We start from the raw sequence: 16799 nt of genomic DNA, 5'->3' as shown, positions 1-16799 counted from the left end.
GTGTAACACGTGGCAACGTTTTCCTTGTAAAGATTAACTTATATTTTTCCGAATGTTCAAAATACATTGTTTTTCAGATTTTTTACTCATATAATTTCATCTAAACACAATTTTTGAGGGGTGGACAGTACTATGAAAGAAATTCAAGTTGGGTTATTAGGTCTTGGGACAGTTGGCAGTGGTGTGGTTCGTATTATTACAGATCATCAAGAACGACTCATACACCAAGTAGGTTGTCCAGTTAAGGTAACGAAAGTATTAGTGCAAAACATTGAGAAAGAGAGAGAGGTAGAGGTACCTTCTACTCTATTAACACAAGATGCAAATGAAATTTTAGATAATCCAAATATTGATGTTGTCATCGAAGTGATGGGTGGCATTGATGATGCAAAATCATATATTTTACAAGCTTTAAAAAGCGGAAAGCATGTTGTAACTGCAAATAAAGACTTAATGGCATTACATGGAGCTGAATTATTAGCGACAGCAAAAGATAATAAGGCTGATTTATTCTATGAGGCGAGTGTGGCAGGAGGAATTCCAATTTTACGCAGTATCGTAGAAGGACTTTCTTCAGATCTTATTACGAAAGTAATGGGAATTGTAAATGGAACGACAAATTTTATTTTGACGAAAATGTCAGACGAAGGGAGAGCATATAACGACGTGTTAAAAGAAGCCCAACAACTTGGATTTGCAGAAGCAGATCCAACATCAGACGTAGAAGGTTTAGATGCAGCAAGAAAAATGACGATTTTAGCTACTCTCGGTTTCTCTACAAATGTAGAGCTTGGAGATGTGAAAGTAAAAGGGATTACCTCTATTACAGAGGAAGATATTGAATACAGTAAGAGCTTAGGTTATACAATTAAATTAATCGGTCTTGCAAAACGAGATGGTGAAAAATTGGAGGTTACAGTTGAACCAACTTTACTTCCAAATACACATCCTCTTGCGGCAGTACAAAATGAATATAACGCTGTGTATGTGTACGGTGAAGCAGTTGGAGAAACGATGTTTTATGGACCAGGCGCAGGAAGTTTACCGACAGCGACAGCTGTTGTTTCGGATTTAGTTGCTGTAATGCAAAATATTAGATTAGGGGTAACAGGAAATAGTGCTGTAGTCCCACAATATCAAAAAGTATTAAAAGAGCCAGACGAAATTGTCGTGAAAAAGTTTTTAAGACTGCATGTAAAAGACGAAATTGGTGTATTTGCAAAAATTACTTCATTGTTCTCTGAGCGTGGCGTTAGCTTTGAAAAGATTATTCAAATGCCGCTTGAAGAGAAAGGAAAGGCTGAAATTGTAATTGTAACGCATCGTGCGTCTCTTGCTGATTATGATTATATTCTACATACGTTGCAAGGGTATGAAGAAATCGATTGTTTGAAAGCGAACTATCGAATTGAAGGGGATGCTAAGTAGTATCTCTTACCATAAAACAGAAAGAGCCTATTAAGCAGCTTGCTTAATAGGCTCTTTTCTATTTAAAATCTGCGTACCAACTTGAATAAATGCTTGGATAATCCAGCCTGTTGTAAAGGATAAGATGATTGTTCCAAAATAGATAGGTCCATCTAATAAAAAGCTTAACGTTAAAAATAAAAAGGCTAATGAAATCTCTGTTCTTCTAAACGTCCATTTTTTCTTTTCAGCAACCGTTAAAACGAAAGCTTCTTGAGGCGCCGCGCAAAGGTTTGTAGAGACGTAAAGACCAATTCCAGCTCCAACGAATAGATTTCCGCAAATAAGTGTTATATATTTTGGAAGAGAGCGGATAGCGTCCATAATAGTTGTAATGGAACCAATCCAATCAACAAAAAGAGAAATAAGAACCATCGTTACAATTGTACCGATTGTAATTTGTTTTTTATTCCAAAAGAGTACGATAAGTGTAAAGGCAAAGTTAATCATGAAAATCCAAAAACCAATGCTTATCCCAAAATTTTGATATAGTGCAATAAAGAAGGAATCATAAGGACTAAGTCCAAAGGAAGTAATTGTTGTCATCATATTAATACCGATGGCAAGAATGAGTAAACCGCCAATGAAAAATATATATTCTAATTTGAATCGAAGCATAGTTGTATATCCTTTCTAAATGTATTTGCTAGGAAAGGATATATTGTGGAAAGCTTACCAGGTCAAGGGAGAATTTTTGTGAGAAGGGGAAAATGAGATGACAAATATAAGAAAGATTGCTGAACTTGCTGGAGTATCTGTTTCAACTGTTTCACGTGTACTAAATAATCATCCGTACGTAAATGAACAGAAACGAAAAGAAATTTTAGCAATTATAGAAGAATTAAATTACACGCAAAACGTGAATGCAATTCATTTAGTGAAAGGAAAAACGAATGTAATTGGCGTTTTATTGCCACACGTAAATGATCAATATTATAGTGCTATTATCGAGGGGATATCAAAAGAAACAGCAAAGAATAATTATAATATGATGCTTTGCCAGACAAATTATAGCGAAGAAAGAGAACTAGAAATTTTAAATATGTTAAAAATGAAAAAGCTTGATGGGGTTATTATTTGTTCTCGGACAAATAGTAAGGAGAAGCTTGAAGAATATACGAAATTCGGCCCGATTGTTATGTGTGAAGAAATAGATTCGAAGTATATTTCAAGTGTCCATATCGATTACTACAAAGTATTTTCACGTGGGATGAAAAGCTTAATAGATGCCGGTCATACACGTATTGGATATTGTATTGGAAGAAGTAATAGCGTTAATAGCCAAAGACGAAAGAAGGCGTACGAAGATTCGCTTCAACAGAGTATCGTAACATCGTTAGAGACCTGGAAATTTGAGGGTTGTTTTACAGTGGAAGATGGACGCAATGTAATTAGAGAATGGGCTCATATGTCAGTAAAACCGACGGCGTTCCTTGTATCTTGTAACCATATTGCAGCGGGGATGGTTACAGAAGCAAAAAAACAAGGATTTCGTATTCCAGAGGATATTACGATTATCGGGTGTGATGATCAAGAGGTGGCAGATATATTGGGTATAACGACGATTTCGCATTCTAGTAAAAACGTTGGAGTGAAAGCGTTTGAATTATTATATGAAAAGATTAATGAAGAGAAATTAGATGTGAAGCATATAGAGTTATTACCAGAGTTAGTAGATAGAGAAACGACATAATTGAGAAGGTGTGAAAATCGCTTTTCAAAATTTCGTTTGGTATAATTATGGACAATCTATGAGGGCTAAAAGGGGTTTTGATATGAGATCAAAAGTAGTAAAAGTAATTCTACTCATTACAATTGCATCTTTCTGTTTATTTGCATATGGCTTTGTTTCAGGTGTAAATGATGTATTAAATCCGAAAGCTTCAAATTTAATTAAAAAGACCGATGTAGTGGCAAAAGAGAAAAAGAAAACGGGAACGTTACAAATCGTTAGTTTAGGTGATTCATTAACGCGTGGCGTTGGTGATAAAGAAGGAATTGGCTATGTTGGGCGAATGAAAGAGGATTTACAAAAAGATTATAAGCAAAAAATTGCATTAACAAATTTAGCAGTTAGTGGTGCAAAAATGCCCGATTTATTAAAACAAATTGAAAGTAGTGGCGCTCAATATTCAATTAAGCAAGCAGATGTAATCGTGTTAACGATCGGCGGGAATGATTTGTTCCCAGGCTGGGAATCGCTCGGGAAAATAGATTTTGAGACGTATCGTCCTGATACAGAAACGTTTCAAAATGAAGCAAAGAAAATTATAGAAGAAATTCGTAAATTAAATGCAAATAGTCCGATTTTTTGGCTTGGTTTATACAATCCTTTTGAAGATGTAGAAGATTTAAAAGGGTCTTCAAACATTGTTGTGGACTGGAATGCATCTTTAGAGAAGTTAGCGCTAAACGATAAAAATGTGTATATTACACCGACATTTGATTTATTCCAAAACCGCGGGAAAGATTTATTATACTCTGATCATTTTCATCCGAATGAAGTAGGTTATACGTATATGGCAGAACGTTTAGTTCAAAATGTTGTAAGTAAATTAAAACTAGAACAAGGAGGGGTAAAATGACGACGATACTTTCCGTACGAGACTTGAAGAAGGTAATTGGAAAGAAGACTCTTGTAGAGAATATTTCCTTTGATGTAAAGCAAGGAGAAGTATTCGGGTTCCTAGGACCAAACGGTGCTGGAAAGACGACTACCATTCGAATGTTAGTCGGATTGATTAAGGCGACAGAAGGTAAGATTTCTATCGGTGGTTATTCGATTAAGGAAAATTTCAGAGAAGCGATGCGTCAAATTGGGAGTATCGTTGAAAACCCAGAGTTGTATACATATTTAACAGGATGGGAAAATTTAAAGCAATTTGCTCGTATGTTAGGTGATATATCAGATGAACGTATTATTGAAATTGCTGAAATGGTTCATTTAGATGAAAGAATTCATGACAAGGTAAAAACGTACTCACTTGGTATGAAACAACGCCTTGGAATTGCACAGGCGCTCCTTGGGAATCCTAAATTGCTTATATTAGATGAGCCAACGAATGGTTTAGATCCAGCAGGGATTAGAGAACTTAGGGAATTTATACATAAGCTTGTGAAAGAAGAAAATATGAGCGTGTTTATTTCAAGTCACTTGCTAAGTGAAGTGCAAATGATATGCGATCGCGTTGCTATTATTCATAAAGGAAAGATGATAACAGTTGCCAAGGTTGAAGAATTAATTAAAACAGCAAGTGATCGTGTAGAATGGATTGTTACACCAATTTCTAAGGCGAAAGATATGCTAGAAGCGGCCGAGGAAATAAGAGAAGTGAGTGTAAAAGGCGAGCGATTACTATGCCGCATGGATATTGCATCTATAAGTAGTTGGAATAAAAAATTTGTAGAAAATGAAATAGATGTACATAGCGTTAAGGAGCTTGTATTTACGCTAGAAGATTTATTTATTGAACTCACAAGGGGTGAGCAGCATGCGTGAATTTGCGAATCTAGTTTTAAATGAATCAGAAAAGATTTACCGTAAGAAACGTATTTTTGTTGTCATGCTTATTTTAGCAATCTTGATCCCGCTTTTTGTGTACGCGCAGTATCGTGAAATAGAAACGACACAAAAAAGACTCGGTACAACTGATTGGAAGGTTTCATTGCAACAGCAAATTGTTGATTCTCAGAACCGGTTGAACAATTCTAGGTTGCCAGAAGAATGGCGTGATTGGTTAAAGGTAAGAGTTGAGCAACAACAATATTATTTAGATCATGATATTAACCCGATGGCACCGGGTGCACCGACTTTTGTCAGAGCATTTATTGAACAAGGAATTACATTGTTTATTCCGCTTCTCGTAATGATTGTCGCTATTGATATCGTTTCAGGAGAACGAAGTGATGGGACAATGAAGATGTTACTTACGCGGCCGATTCGGCGCTGGAAAATACTCCTTAGTAAATACGTGACGATGTTATTTTTCATTTCGCTCATACTGTTTCTTGTAGGTTTGTTTGCTTACATATTATCAGGGCTTGTATTTGGATACTCGGGATGGAATTTACCTGTTTTAACAGGATTCGTCATTGATAAGGAAACGTTAAATACGAACTTTGTGCATCTGATTCCGCAGTGGCAATACATCTTAATGGCGTATGGACTAGCCTGGTTTGTTGCTATCGTTGTCGGAACTATATCATTTATGGTCTCTGTTTTAATTCGTAATACACCAGCTGGTATGGGCGTTATGCTAGCTGCATTAATTGCAGGCGGTATCTTAAGCTCGTTCGCAACATCTTGGGAAGGTGCGAAATATATTTTTAGCGTGAATTTATCATTAACGGATTATTTATCAGGAAAATTACCTGCATTACAAGGCTTATCAATGGGATTTTCTTTGATGAATTTAACTGTTTGGGCAGTTGTTTCCCTTATTATTTCGTTCTTAGTATTTATAAAACAGGATATGTTGAATTAATTAGACAGGAAGTGACAGTATGGAAAATGTTTTAAAGAATGATTGGGGACTATTATTGGCACCAGAATTTGAGAAAGAGTATTATCGTACTCTATCCAGTTTTTTGACAGAAGAGTACAGCACGCATGTTGTTTATCCGAAGGTAGAAGATATTTTTAACGCTCTTCAGTATACAAGTTATGAAAATACAAAGGTTGTTATTTTAGGACAAGATCCATATCATGGACCGAATCAAGCGCATGGTTTAAGTTTTTCTGTACAACCTGATGTTAAAACACCACCATCATTGTTAAATATGTATAAAGAACTTCGAGATGAATATGGTTATGAAATCCCGAATAACGGTTATTTAGTAAAATGGGCGGAACAAGGAGTATTACTACTAAATACCGTATTAACAGTTCGTCAAGGCGAAGCAAATTCTCATAAGGGAAAAGGATGGGAGCACTTCACAGATCGTGTGATTGAACTGTTGAACGAACGTGCAAAGCCAGTTGTTTTCATATTGTGGGGGCGCCATGCGCAGGCGAAGAAGAAGTTAATTACGAATCCGAATCATCATATTATCGAATCTGTACATCCAAGCCCATTATCGGCAAGACGTGGTTTCTTTGGTAGTAAGCCATACTCTAAAGTAAATACGATTTTAGCTAATATGGGAGAAAGAGAAATTGATTGGGAAATTCCAAATTTATAAATAGAAAAGGTAGTTAACAGTCGTTAACTACCTTTTTATTATTGTTGCTCATTCTTTAATTTTGCATCTAGTACAAAAGTACCAAATGGGATAACTGATGAAACAAATGCTCCAAGTGCCCATAAAATTGATTTACGGTGTACGATTGTTACTTGAATTACTGCAAAGATGAATAGAATAAACAGAACACCATGAGCCATGCCTGTAATTTTAACAGCTGTTGCAAATCCTGCGAAATATTTCAATGGCATTGCTACAAATAATAGTAATAGGAAAGAAATACCCTCAACTAGTCCAATTGCTCTTAATCGTCCGATTGGTGTAGATAACATAAAGTAGCCTCCTTTAACGTATGCTTGTATATAGTAAATTTGTATTCTTTTTCAAAATAAAATAGTCTATTTTGTTTCATTATATACAAAAAGAAAGTTTACACTACGAGAATAGTGCAAAGTTCAAAATATAGTCACAAAAGCATGAGAATTTAAATAAAAACCTATTTGAAGTATTTGACTTCAAATAGGTTTTGTGAATGAAAATATTAAACAAGTACATCCGTTTTTAAAACGAATTTCTCTACAACTTTTGCAACACCATCATTCATATTTGTATCTGTTACGTAGTTTGCAATTTTTTTAATATCATCAGGTGCATTGCCCATTGCAACGCCAAGACCAGCAAATTCAATCATTGCTTGGTCGTTATAGCTATCGCCCATTGCGATAACTTCTTCACGCTTAATGCCAAGCTTTTGAATCAGTTTGTTTAAGCTCGTTCCTTTTGTAACACCGGCTTCAGTAAATTCTAAGAAGAATGGTTTCGAACGCATCACACTTAATTGGCCTTCTAGTTGTTTTTGTAGTTTCTTTTCAACTTCAACAAGGTGTTCAGCTTCTTTATTCATTAATACTTTTACTACAGGCTCTTTAACTGCGGCTTTAAAGTCATCTACTACAACAATTGGCATACCAGTAATATCGCCCTCAATTTCAGTATAAGGATTATTTTCTTCCGTTACGATATCATCGCCCATATAAGTATGAATCCATACATCTTCAGTTTTACTAATTTTAAATAGGTTGTGAACGATTTCAGGAGATAGTGTACTACTAAAGATTTCTTCGTTTGTTTTACAGTTAATAATTTTTGCGCCATTAAAAGATAGAATGAAACTGCCGTATTCTTCTAAGCGAAGTTCTTTAGCTACATTGCGCATACCAAACGTTGGACGTCCAGAAGCAAGTACAACCTTTACCCCTTGCTCTTGTGCAGTCATTAACGCTTCTTTCGTACGAGGTGAAATAGTATGGTCATCACGTAATAAAGTATCATCTAAATCTAAAACAATCATTTTATAAGTCATATAGAAAATTCCTTTCTTTAATTGAAATCAAAATACATGTTCATGAAGATGTTGAGGAATAATAGTAAGACATCAAACCTCTTTGAAAAGAAGTAGATAAATCATTATGAGTGTGTTGCTCATAATATCGGTTAATAATCATTGGGGATGGATAAAGCCCCAATGATTCAAGTTTGATTTTATCGTAACAACTCTAAAGGTAGAGTGCAATAATGGAAGTTTTCCAATTTACGATATTTGTTTTGCTGTGGAACGAGAAAATAGTATTTCTAGCAAAATGGCCATTACAGATCCAAGAACGAGACCGTTACTTAAAAACGATGCTAGAAATGGTGGAAGTGTGGAATATGCTCCTGCTGGAACAAACATAACTCCGACTCCTGTGAAGATTGAAAGACCGGCTACTTTAAATAATTGTTCCTTATCCTGGGCAGTTTCGTATTCTCGAAAGGCGAGGCCAATCATGCTTGCGAATACAGGATAAATAGCGGCATAACCAACTGCAACAGGGATTGCTGCAAAGAATGAAGTAATCTTTGGGAATATACTAACGACAATAATAAAGCTTGACCCTAATATAAAAGGGAGACGTTTATAAATATTAGTCGTTGCAATAAAACCTGCTGATCCAGAAATAGCGACAGGTCCAATAGCTGAAAACAGGCCGCCTAGCAATTGGTTGATTCCTGTTATAATGCCGGCTTGTTTAAAACGATCTGATGCAGCATTTTCTTCATATTTAGAGACAACCTTTTGTACAACGCGAATACTTGCTAACATATTTGTTAGAAGTAAGAGTGTAACAAATATGACCGTAATTACCATGTTCCATTCAACACGAGGCATGCCGAAAACAAATAAGGACGGAAAACGAATTATGTCTGTCACTGGTGTTATTGGATTAGATAATCCGAAGCATGCGAATAATATCCAGCCGCATATGATACTGAAAAGAACGGAATATTGTCCAATAATAGGTAGCTTCATGATGAAAAAGGATAGTAAAATAACAATGAGTGAAAGAATAAATACGTTAGGTTGTACTTCTGTATGTTTTCCATCAAGGCCAAACATTCCCTTTAAGAAGGAGCCACTGAGTTGCGCGACAAGAAGAAATAAATACGTTCCAATGACTGTCGGTGTAAAATAGCGAACGAGTTTATCAATAAGTCCAAAAACGCTAAGAATAATACAAATAATACCGCTTAATAAGAAAGCATATTGAAGAACTTTAAGTGTCTCATTGCTTGATCCAAATAATACGACGCCTAAACTTGCGTAAAGGGAGAAAATTCCCCACCAAAGGCCAGCAGGACCTTCTTGAATAGGAAGTTTATGCCCAAATATAGCTTGCAAGAGACCAGCAAAGCCTAGAACAAATAATGTTCTTTGTACGAATGCAATGGCTTCAGCGCCATCAAGACCATAACTAGTTGCGACACTAATTGGTACAATAAGGCTTCCAGCTAAAATAAATAGTGCCCATTGTAAGGCGGAAAGAAATGTCTTCATTATATCAACCTCTTTCATAGATTCCGTATCTAGTATATACGTATTTTATTTCCACTGGCAAAGATTGTAGATAGAGAAAAGAGTTGAAACACGGTATGAATGCACGTAAGCAATTATGGATAGCAGTTATATGTATGACTTTTGTTGTAATTCTAGGAACAATAGGATTTATGACAATTGAAGAGATTAGTTTGTTTCAAGCATTTTGGATGACGATGATTACTGTATTGACTGTTGGATACGGAGATGCCGTTCCTGTAACGCAAGCAGGGAAAGTATTTGCGCTCCTTATTATTCCTGTTGGTGTAGGTATTGTTACGTATGCAATTGGGGTAGTGGCAGCTATGATTATTGAAGGGAATTTATTTCATGCAGTACGGAGGAAGAAGATGGATAAACAAATAGCGCAGTTGAAAAATCATATTATAGTATGTGGTTGCGGTAGAGTGGGGCTTCAAGTTGTACATGAATTGCAAGAAAAGAATATTCCATTTGTCGTTGTTGATAAAGATGAAAGCATATTGGAGCAGGAAAAGCTTTTATTTGTACATGGAGATGCAACGGAAGATCAAGTATTACATAATGCCGGAATTTTAAAAGCAGCTGGTTTAGTTGCTATTGTTGCAAATGATGCCGAAAATGTATTTATTACATTAACAGCAAGAGGATTAAACGATACAATTAAAATTGTGGCGAGATCTGAAAAGCCAGAAACTGAAGAGAAATTAAGGCGTGCTGGTGCAAATAAGGTTATTAATCCATCTAGTATGGCAGGTATTCATATAGCAAAAGGTATTGCAAATCCATTAACCGTTCATTATATTGATACAGTGTTGTATGGAGTAGAACAGTCATTTGTCATTGAAGAAATTCTAGTTGGCAAAGATTCAATACTAGTCGGTAAATCGTTACTAGAGAGTAATGTAAGGAATCAGTTTGATGTAACGATATTAGCGATTTCAAGAAATGGGAATATTATACATAATCCAACAGGGCAGGAAAAACTACAAGAACATGATATGATAATAGTATTTGGTTCAGTAGAGAAACTGGGACAATTTGAGAAAGAATTACAAAGTACGAGGTGATAAGGAATGCAAATATCTAGTGACAAGATTTTAAATAAAATGGCGAATGAAATTGCGAAGGCAAAAAGTAGCGAAGGACAAAAGTCAAAAGAACATTTATTAGTTGTGCGTGCTTTATGCGATTTACTATTAGATGAACAGGTTGAATCTTCTACGTATAGGGAGCCGCAAATTCAATCGCAAGTAATTGGATCACAGCCTATAACAACAGTTCAACCAGTTATACCAGTTTCTGGAGAACCTGTGTATATAAAAGAAGAAGGTGCAAATGGTAATTCTTTATTTGATTTTTAAGAATTAAATCGTTTGGCTTATATGAAAAAATTGCTTATGATAAAGGTAAAAAAGGGGAATTAAGATGAAAATTTTCTTTTTACTAGGTTGTATTGCAGCGGGGCTATCTGTTGCGTTAGGGGCCTTTGGAGCACACGGTTTAGAAAATAAAATTTCTGCGAAAATGTTAGAAGTTTGGAAAACAGGCGTTACATATCAGATGTTTCATGCAGGTGGATTATTCGTAGTTGCTTTATTGATGGATAAGGTTCAATCATCACTTTTAACTACTGCTGGTTGGCTAATGGTAGCTGGGATTATTATGTTCTCAGGTAGTTTGTATGCATTAAGTACGACAGGCATTAAGTTCTTTGGTCCAATTACACCTCTTGGTGGTGTAGCGTTTATTGTGGCGTGGATTCTAGTAGGGACTGCAGTTGTAAAAGGATTATAAAAAACAAAAGCTGGCATTTGCCAGCTTTTTTTATGGTCTTGGAGTATAAGTTGCTTGTTGACTAGGTAAATACGTAATTTCTTCTGGAAATTCTACGTAATCTAAGTAGATCATTAATAGTAAATAGCGTTTTCCTGATTGCGGTTCACTAATAACGATATGGTCACGGCCAGCTGCTTCAATAATACCTGTATAAGATTGTGTACCAAGGGAACTGCCACGTTCATAAGTCATTACAACTGTAGCTTGCTTACCTTTGTTTAAACGAAGGATATTTTCAATATAGGATTGCTCTAGAGGTAACATGCCTTGAGAAATTGCATATTGAGCTTGCGCAGCTTGAGCTGTTTGTTGTTGCATTGCTTGCTGTTGTTGTTGAGTCATTTGTTGTGGTTGGACATAAGTTCCAGATGGTTGATAAAAACCTGTTCCATAGTACGGATTTTGTTGCTGTGCCATTCAAAAATCCCTCCTCATTTTCATCTCTTAATATACGCTAGGACAGTCTTCACCAGATGGTTGGAAGAAGCAGTGCTTTTTGAAGCGACCAGAGTTTTGTTGGTTATACCAAGTTGGTGGACAAGGACCTTCAGGTCTAAAGAACCATAAGGCAAAGTTAGCGGGCCAAAAACGTTGTCCTTGAATAGTTCGCCTTGCTAAGGCGATATCTTGTTCACGGGCTCTTTGATAAAAATATCCTTTTTGTGTTGCCTCAAAACCACCAGGATTTTGATACACCATTTGACGTAAATTACGAATACTTTTAAAGTCTAAACAATTTCCGCGGACACGATTTACCCCAACGTTTCCGACCATTAACATTCCTTGTTGCCCTTCTCCTTCGGCTTCAGCACGCATCAGTCTAGCTAACAACTTTACATCTGCTTCGTTATAAGCAATAACACCCATTATGTGTCACCTCTCTTTTTGTAATACCTTTTGGAAAGAGGTTTATTTCTAGATGAAGTGTGGAACAATTACTAGTTCATACGTATGAGAAAAAGGACTCAGATATGACAACCAAACGAAGTTTTACATTGAGAGAGGAAAATAAAAAAAGCTAGCGTGAGCTAGCTTTTCATCATTAAAATACTTTAGACCATAAGTTTGAGAAGAAATCTCCAATAGAGCGCATTGTTAGCACAAACCAATTTGCTTTTTCAACTTCCTCTGTTGTTTTTGCAGTAACTTTCATACTTTTACTACCGTCTAAGAAACCATATTTATCAGTTGATGCTAAAGTAATTGAGCCTACTTTAGCATCTTTCTTAACAGGAGCAACTAAATGTCCATCTTCAGCAAGAGATTTATCTAATTCAGTCCCAATTTTATAAGGATCTTTGCTACCTTTTTTCGCAATTACTGTTATTTCTTTTTCAGGTGCAACCGTTACTTGATCTTCTTTCCCTTTTACTACAGAGATTGTGTTATTTTTATCAACCTTGAGCTTTTGTTTTTCAAAGTTATTAAATCCATATTCGATTAATTCACGAGATTCTGTGAAGCGCTCGTCCATTGATTTCGTTTTAATAATAACCGAGATAAGACGTAAATCACCGCGTTTCGCAGTAATAGTAAATCCATATCCAGCTGTATCAGAACTTCCTGTTTTTAAACCATCAGTACCTTCATAAGCGAAGGCAGCTCCTGGTAACATCCAGTTCCAGTTTTCCATACGAATTGGTTTTGGATGATTGTCTGGGAAGTTTCTAAATCTTTGTTTTGTATCCTCTAGCATTTCTGGATACTTTGTAATCATTACTTTTGAAAGTATACCCATATCGCGAGCTGACATAGAGTTTTCTGCATTTGGATCAGTACCCTCGGGATGTTTCCCTTTTAAGTCAGCGTTATTTAAACCAGTAGCGTTTACAAATTTATATTTCTTTAACCCTAGTTTTTTTGCATGTTCATTTGCAAGATTTAAGAAGTTTTTCTCACTTCCTGCAAGTAGCTCTGCTAAAGCAATACTAGACCCGTTTGCAGAGAAGATAACAATAGAATGATATAATTCTTTTACAGTATATTGACGTCCTTTCTCAAATGGTACGTTAGAGAATTCATTATTACGTGAGACTTCATAAGCGTAATCGGAAATATTTACTTTCGTATCCCAAGTAATTTTCCCTTCTTTAATTGCTTCTAAAACAGCGTAAACAACAATTAATTTTGACATACTAGCAATAGCTAGCAGTTCGTCTGGGTTTTGTTCATGCAGTATTTTCCCTGTATCTGCATCAAATAGAAGTGCAGCAGCAGCTTCTATTCGTATTTTTTCTTCCGCATGGGATGTTGTTACTCCTAAGGAAGAAATTGACAATAGAAGCGCTAGTAAAATAGACAAGATTTTCTTCATATAAATTATCACCTTCGCATCGTTATTAGCATATAGCTCGTACCATTTTAGCATGAATTTGGATATAGAAAAGTTACAATTTTGTAAGGAATTTGTCGGTTTTTGTTCGAATTTGCGGGAAAAAGGAGTTTTTTGAGAAGAAATATAGAGGGAAATAAAAAAAGGAACGAATTTCGTCCCTTTTTCAATATTATATGTGTAAAAATTCCTCTACTTTTTCGTCTGGTAAGATGTTTCCAACGAAGAATGTTCCGAATTCACCATAACGAGCACTTACTTCATCAAATCGCATTTCATATATAAGTTTCTTAAATTGAAGAACATCGTCAGCGAATAATGTTACGCCCCACTCGAAATCATCGAATCCAACAGATCCTGAAATAACTTGGCGTACTTTCCCTGCGTATTGGCGACCAATCTTACTATGACTGTACATCATTTTTTTACGCTCTTCCATAGGAAGCATGTACCAGTTGTCATCACCTTGGCGACGCTTATCCATTGGATAGAAGCAAATATGATTTGCTTTCGGTAATTCAGGATATAAGCGAGCTAAAATTTGTGGATTTTGATATGGATCCTCATCAGCTGGAAGGTAGTTGCTTAGTTCAACAACAGATACGTAAGAATATGCAGGAACCATATATTCAGCTAATGTTGTTTTATTCAATTCTGTCTCAATTTCATTTAACTCTTCCATTGTTGGACGTAAAATCATAAGCATAATATCAGCTTTTTGACCAACAACTGTATACATTGCGTGACTACCTTTTTTCGCAGTAGCTACTTCGTTCCATTTTTCAACGACATTTAAAAATTCAGACACTGCTTGTCCGCGTTCGTCGCTAGATAATGTTTTCCATGCAGCCCAATCAATAGAACGTAAATCATGTAAACAATACCAGCCATCTAACGTTGTTGTTGCTTCACTCATTCTATTCACCTCAGTTAATGATAGTTTTACACGTTAACTATAGCATATATAGTTTTAAAATCATCTATATAAAACCTTGGCGCATAAAATTGTCACATTTAAGTGTTTAAGCGAGGTGAATTTAACGGCTGAATTTTATGAAAATATAATCATTTTTATTTTATCTATTTTTTGGGAGCTATAAGTTTAAAATATAGAAGAAAAGCAGTATTCTTAAAGATAGAGTTTTTTAACATATGTAGGAGGGTTTATTCGTGAGCAACTTATTTACAACAGTAAAAGAAAAAGTTCAAGGAAAAGGCATTTCTATCGTACTTCCTGAAGGAACTGATGAAAGAATTTTAGGCGCTGCAGAGCGTTTAGCAAAAGAAGAGTTAGTAAAACCAATCTTAGTTGGTAATAAGGAAGAAATTAGCGCAAAAGCTGCTAGCATGAATTTAACATTAGCAGGCGTTGATATTTACGACCCAGCTACATACGAAGAAATGGATGCAATGGTAGCATCTTTCGTTGAACGCCGTAAAGGTAAAGCAACTGAAGAAGACGCTCGCAAAATCCTTAAAGACGAAAACTACTTCGGTACAATGCTTGTATACATGGGCAAAGCACACGGTTTAGTAAGTGGTGCAGCTCACTCTACAGCTGATACAGTTCGTCCGGCACTTCAAATTATTAAAACAAAACCAGGCGTTACAAAAACTTCTGGCGTATTCATCATGGTACGTGAAGAAGAGAAATATGTATTCGCTGATTGCGCAATTAACATTGCACCAAACAGCCAAGATTTAGCTGAAATCGGTATCGAAAGTGCGAAAACTGCTGAGTTATTCGGCATTGATCCACGCGTTGCTATGTTAAGCTTCTCTACAAAAGGTTCTGCGAAATCTCCAGAAACAGAAAAAGTTGTAGAAGCAACTCGCATTGCAAAAGAAATGGCTCCTGAGTTAACTTTAGATGGAGAATTCCAATTCGATGCTGCATTCGTACCATCTGTAGCTGAGAAAAAAGCTCCAGGTTCTACAATTAAAGGTGATGCTAACGTATTCGTATTCCCAAGCTTAGAAGCTGGTAATATCGGCTACAAAATCGCTCAACGTTTAGGTAACTTCGAAGCAGTAGGACCAATCTTACAAGGTTTAAACATGCCTGTAAATGACCTATCTCGTGGATGTAACGAAGAAGAAGTGTACAAGTTAGCTTTAATTACAGCAGCTCAAGCACTTTAATTCTAAAATGAATTAGTATGGAAAATGACCACCCTTAGGGTGGTCATTTTTATTTTTCTAAGCTAAGTGCTTTATTATTACGATCAATAATACGTTGTAAATTCGTCTCATATAAAGGAATCTCATCTATTGTTAATTGAGATGGTGTTAACTTTGGAGCGAATTGCTGCAATGTTTTTAAAAGACGCATCATTAAATCTTGTACTGTAATGGTTTCGCCAAGTAATTCTGAGAGTGAGGCCATCGTACTTGGTACAATTTCAGGGTACGTAAAGCGTGTTTCTTTTCCTTGAATTGCTAGGTTGTAGAAATCACGAACGAGTGCGGCACGCTCAGAGCCACTTCCGGTAGCACAGAGATAAATTTGGACAGCGACACCACCGCGAATACGACGTTGTGAAATACCAGCGAATTTTTGATCGCGAATACTTAAGTCATAACTACCAGGACAGTAAGAGCCAACAATTTCTTTTGCCTCGATAGTAACGTTGTAATCCTTTAACATCTCCTTAATTAAATGCCACATCGTATCGTATCCAAGATCAATATCGATACCTTTTTCTGTTTCTTGGAATAAAAGTGATACGTTTAAAACACCTTCATCAAGCACGACTGCAAGCCCGCCAGAATTACGAACAATAACATTGAAGTTGTGTTGTTTTAAAAAAGAAATACCTTCTTCTAAATGCGGAAGGCGTGAATCTTGAATGCCAAGGACAATTGTATTGTGATGAACCCAAGAACGCATTGTTGCGGCTGACTTGCCATTTCCAATGCTTGTGCATAATGTGTCATCCATTGCGAATGACTGAAGTGCATGGAATGTTGGTCCCAAACTAGACTGATCTACAATGCGCCACTCTGGCTGAGATAAAATGGAACGGGAATTGCTCATATAACTAACCCCTTATCTTTAAAATGACAATCTCTATTATAGCAAAAAAT

General features: G+C 36.0%; 19 protein-coding genes. 10 read left to right on the top strand and 9 right to left on the bottom strand.

Going from position 1 to position 16799, the window contains the following annotated elements; translation table 11 throughout:
* Positions 1 to 132: 132 nt before the first annotated feature.
* Complete coding sequence (locus N2V79_RS26525; protein ID WP_000659109.1) at positions 133 to 1428, top strand: homoserine dehydrogenase; 1296 nt, start codon at positions 133 to 135, stop codon at positions 1426 to 1428.
* A gap of 30 nt (positions 1429 to 1458) precedes the next feature.
* On the opposite strand, the gene N2V79_RS26520 is transcribed toward N2V79_RS26525, so the two are convergent.
* A complete protein-coding gene (locus tag N2V79_RS26520; RefSeq protein ID WP_000943411.1) occupies positions 1459 to 2085 on the bottom strand; it encodes a YczE/YyaS/YitT family protein in 627 nt (208 codons plus the stop codon).
* 97 nt (positions 2086 to 2182) lie between these two features.
* Between N2V79_RS26520 and N2V79_RS26515 the strand changes: the two genes are divergently transcribed.
* From N2V79_RS26515 to N2V79_RS26495, 5 genes are read left to right on the top strand one after another with little or no spacing between them, the layout of a single operon-like run.
* Complete coding sequence (locus N2V79_RS26515) at positions 2183 to 3160, top strand: LacI family DNA-binding transcriptional regulator (RefSeq protein WP_053563286.1); 978 nt, start codon at positions 2183 to 2185, stop codon at positions 3158 to 3160.
* 10 nt (positions 3161 to 3170) lie between these two features.
* Entirely contained in the window at positions 3171 to 4052 is an 882-nt protein-coding gene (locus N2V79_RS26510) for an SGNH/GDSL hydrolase family protein (RefSeq protein ID WP_340720327.1), read from the top strand.
* Positions 4049 to 4966, top strand: coding sequence for an ABC transporter ATP-binding protein (locus tag N2V79_RS26505; protein ID WP_000207708.1), 918 nt, complete (start codon positions 4049 to 4051; stop codon positions 4964 to 4966). The genes N2V79_RS26510 and N2V79_RS26505 overlap by 4 nt, the downstream gene beginning before the upstream one ends.
* Positions 4959 to 5951: an ABC transporter permease subunit gene (locus N2V79_RS26500; RefSeq protein WP_097997186.1), complete on the top strand. Its 993-nt coding sequence runs from the start codon at positions 4959 to 4961 to the stop codon at positions 5949 to 5951. Before N2V79_RS26505 ends, N2V79_RS26500 begins: the two co-directional genes overlap by 8 nt.
* Before the next feature lie 19 nt (positions 5952 to 5970).
* Positions 5971 to 6648, top strand: coding sequence for a uracil-DNA glycosylase (locus tag N2V79_RS26495; RefSeq protein ID WP_340720326.1), 678 nt, complete (start codon positions 5971 to 5973; stop codon positions 6646 to 6648).
* A 38-nt stretch (positions 6649 to 6686) separates the two neighbouring features.
* Here N2V79_RS26495 and N2V79_RS26490 read toward each other — a convergent pair whose 3' ends face one another.
* From N2V79_RS26490 to N2V79_RS26480, 3 genes are all read right to left on the bottom strand, one after another.
* Complete coding sequence (locus N2V79_RS26490) at positions 6687 to 6980, bottom strand: DUF3817 domain-containing protein (RefSeq protein WP_000953396.1); 294 nt, start codon at positions 6978 to 6980, stop codon at positions 6687 to 6689.
* Between the two features lie 209 nt (positions 6981 to 7189).
* The gene (locus N2V79_RS26485) at positions 7190 to 8011 is read right to left on the bottom strand and encodes a Cof-type HAD-IIB family hydrolase (RefSeq protein WP_340720325.1); all 822 of its coding nucleotides are present in this window, start codon (positions 8009 to 8011) and stop codon (positions 7190 to 7192) included.
* Positions 8012 to 8239: 228 nt separating this feature from the next.
* Positions 8240 to 9523: a purine/pyrimidine permease gene (locus tag N2V79_RS26480; RefSeq protein ID WP_340720324.1), complete on the bottom strand. Its 1284-nt coding sequence runs from the start codon at positions 9521 to 9523 to the stop codon at positions 8240 to 8242.
* A gap of 95 nt (positions 9524 to 9618) precedes the next feature.
* Here N2V79_RS26480 and N2V79_RS26475 point away from each other — a divergent pair, with 95 nt between their 5' ends.
* From N2V79_RS26475 to N2V79_RS26465, 3 genes are all read left to right on the top strand, one after another.
* Positions 9619 to 10611: a potassium channel family protein gene (locus N2V79_RS26475; protein WP_000993985.1), complete on the top strand. Its 993-nt coding sequence runs from the start codon at positions 9619 to 9621 to the stop codon at positions 10609 to 10611.
* Between the two features lie 6 nt (positions 10612 to 10617).
* Complete coding sequence (locus tag N2V79_RS26470) at positions 10618 to 10905, top strand: YwdI family protein (protein WP_001167346.1); 288 nt, start codon at positions 10618 to 10620, stop codon at positions 10903 to 10905.
* A gap of 64 nt (positions 10906 to 10969) precedes the next feature.
* Positions 10970 to 11338: a DUF423 domain-containing protein gene (locus N2V79_RS26465; RefSeq protein WP_000688315.1), complete on the top strand. Its 369-nt coding sequence runs from the start codon at positions 10970 to 10972 to the stop codon at positions 11336 to 11338.
* 30 nt (positions 11339 to 11368) lie between these two features.
* Here the strand turns inward: N2V79_RS26465 and gerQ are convergent, their stop codons facing one another.
* From gerQ to hemQ, 4 genes are all read right to left on the bottom strand, one after another.
* Positions 11369 to 11797: a spore coat protein GerQ gene (gene gerQ / locus N2V79_RS26460; protein WP_000068652.1), complete on the bottom strand. Its 429-nt coding sequence runs from the start codon at positions 11795 to 11797 to the stop codon at positions 11369 to 11371.
* Positions 11798 to 11824: 27 nt separating this feature from the next.
* Entirely contained in the window at positions 11825 to 12247 is a 423-nt protein-coding gene (gene cwlJ / locus N2V79_RS26455) for a cell wall hydrolase CwlJ (protein WP_000538155.1), read from the bottom strand.
* 175 nt (positions 12248 to 12422) lie between these two features.
* Positions 12423 to 13694 carry a serine hydrolase gene (locus N2V79_RS26450; protein ID WP_088024742.1) on the bottom strand — a complete coding sequence of 424 codons (1272 nt, stop codon included), beginning with the start codon at positions 13692 to 13694 and terminating at the stop codon, positions 12423 to 12425.
* A gap of 190 nt (positions 13695 to 13884) precedes the next feature.
* Positions 13885 to 14628 carry a hydrogen peroxide-dependent heme synthase gene (gene hemQ, locus N2V79_RS26445; RefSeq protein ID WP_153592386.1) on the bottom strand — a complete coding sequence of 248 codons (744 nt, stop codon included), beginning with the start codon at positions 14626 to 14628 and terminating at the stop codon, positions 13885 to 13887.
* Positions 14629 to 14882: 254 nt separating this feature from the next.
* Between hemQ and pta the strand changes: the two genes are divergently transcribed.
* The gene (gene pta, locus N2V79_RS26440) at positions 14883 to 15854 is read left to right on the top strand and encodes a phosphate acetyltransferase (RefSeq protein ID WP_000067215.1); all 972 of its coding nucleotides are present in this window, start codon (positions 14883 to 14885) and stop codon (positions 15852 to 15854) included.
* 49 nt (positions 15855 to 15903) lie between these two features.
* Here pta and N2V79_RS26435 read toward each other — a convergent pair whose 3' ends face one another.
* Positions 15904 to 16749, bottom strand: a complete 846-nt coding sequence (locus N2V79_RS26435) for a lipoate--protein ligase family protein (RefSeq protein ID WP_340720323.1) — start codon at positions 16747 to 16749, stop codon at positions 15904 to 15906.
* Positions 16750 to 16799: the final 50 nt, after the last annotated feature.

The sequence above is a fragment of the Bacillus sp. CH_70 genome (assembly GCF_038007045.1).
GTDB classification, from domain to species: Bacteria; Bacillota; Bacilli; order Bacillales; family Bacillaceae_G; genus Bacillus_A; species Bacillus_A cereus.
The sequence above is the reverse complement of the archived record's forward strand: the minus strand, read 5'-3'. Positions and strand labels throughout refer to the sequence as shown.

Excerpts from the sequence above, each read along its gene's own strand:
- N2V79_RS26525 (WP_000659109.1), top strand. The coding sequence starts at position 133 with ATGAAAGAAATTCAAGTTGGGTTATTAGGTCTTGGGACAGTTGGCAGT.
- N2V79_RS26505 (WP_000207708.1), top strand. The coding sequence starts at position 4,049 with ATGACGACGATACTTTCCGTACGAGACTTGAAGAAGGTAATTGGAAAG.
- N2V79_RS26475 (WP_000993985.1), top strand. The coding sequence starts at position 9,619 with ATGAATGCACGTAAGCAATTATGGATAGCAGTTATATGTATGACTTTT.
- N2V79_RS26495 (WP_340720326.1), top strand. The coding sequence starts at position 5,971 with ATGGAAAATGTTTTAAAGAATGATTGGGGACTATTATTGGCACCAGAA.
- N2V79_RS26500 (WP_097997186.1), top strand. The coding sequence starts at position 4,959 with ATGCGTGAATTTGCGAATCTAGTTTTAAATGAATCAGAAAAGATTTAC.
- N2V79_RS26470 (WP_001167346.1), top strand. The coding sequence starts at position 10,618 with ATGCAAATATCTAGTGACAAGATTTTAAATAAAATGGCGAATGAAATT.
- N2V79_RS26490 (WP_000953396.1), bottom strand. The coding sequence starts at position 6,980 with ATGTTATCTACACCAATCGGACGATTAAGAGCAATTGGACTAGTTGAG.
- cwlJ (WP_000538155.1), bottom strand. The coding sequence starts at position 12,247 with ATGGGTGTTATTGCTTATAACGAAGCAGATGTAAAGTTGTTAGCTAGA.
- N2V79_RS26515 (WP_053563286.1), top strand. The coding sequence starts at position 2,183 with ATGACAAATATAAGAAAGATTGCTGAACTTGCTGGAGTATCTGTTTCA.
- N2V79_RS26520 (WP_000943411.1), bottom strand. The coding sequence starts at position 2,085 with ATGCTTCGATTCAAATTAGAATATATATTTTTCATTGGCGGTTTACTC.
- N2V79_RS26485 (WP_340720325.1), bottom strand. The coding sequence starts at position 8,011 with ATGACTTATAAAATGATTGTTTTAGATTTAGATGATACTTTATTACGT.
- N2V79_RS26480 (WP_340720324.1), bottom strand. The coding sequence starts at position 9,523 with ATGAAGACATTTCTTTCCGCCTTACAATGGGCACTATTTATTTTAGCT.
- N2V79_RS26450 (WP_088024742.1), bottom strand. The coding sequence starts at position 13,694 with ATGAAGAAAATCTTGTCTATTTTACTAGCGCTTCTATTGTCAATTTCT.
- N2V79_RS26435 (WP_340720323.1), bottom strand. The coding sequence starts at position 16,749 with ATGAGCAATTCCCGTTCCATTTTATCTCAGCCAGAGTGGCGCATTGTA.
- gerQ (WP_000068652.1), bottom strand. The coding sequence starts at position 11,797 with ATGGCACAGCAACAAAATCCGTACTATGGAACAGGTTTTTATCAACCA.
- N2V79_RS26465 (WP_000688315.1), top strand. The coding sequence starts at position 10,970 with ATGAAAATTTTCTTTTTACTAGGTTGTATTGCAGCGGGGCTATCTGTT.
- hemQ (WP_153592386.1), bottom strand. The coding sequence starts at position 14,628 with ATGAGTGAAGCAACAACAACGTTAGATGGCTGGTATTGTTTACATGAT.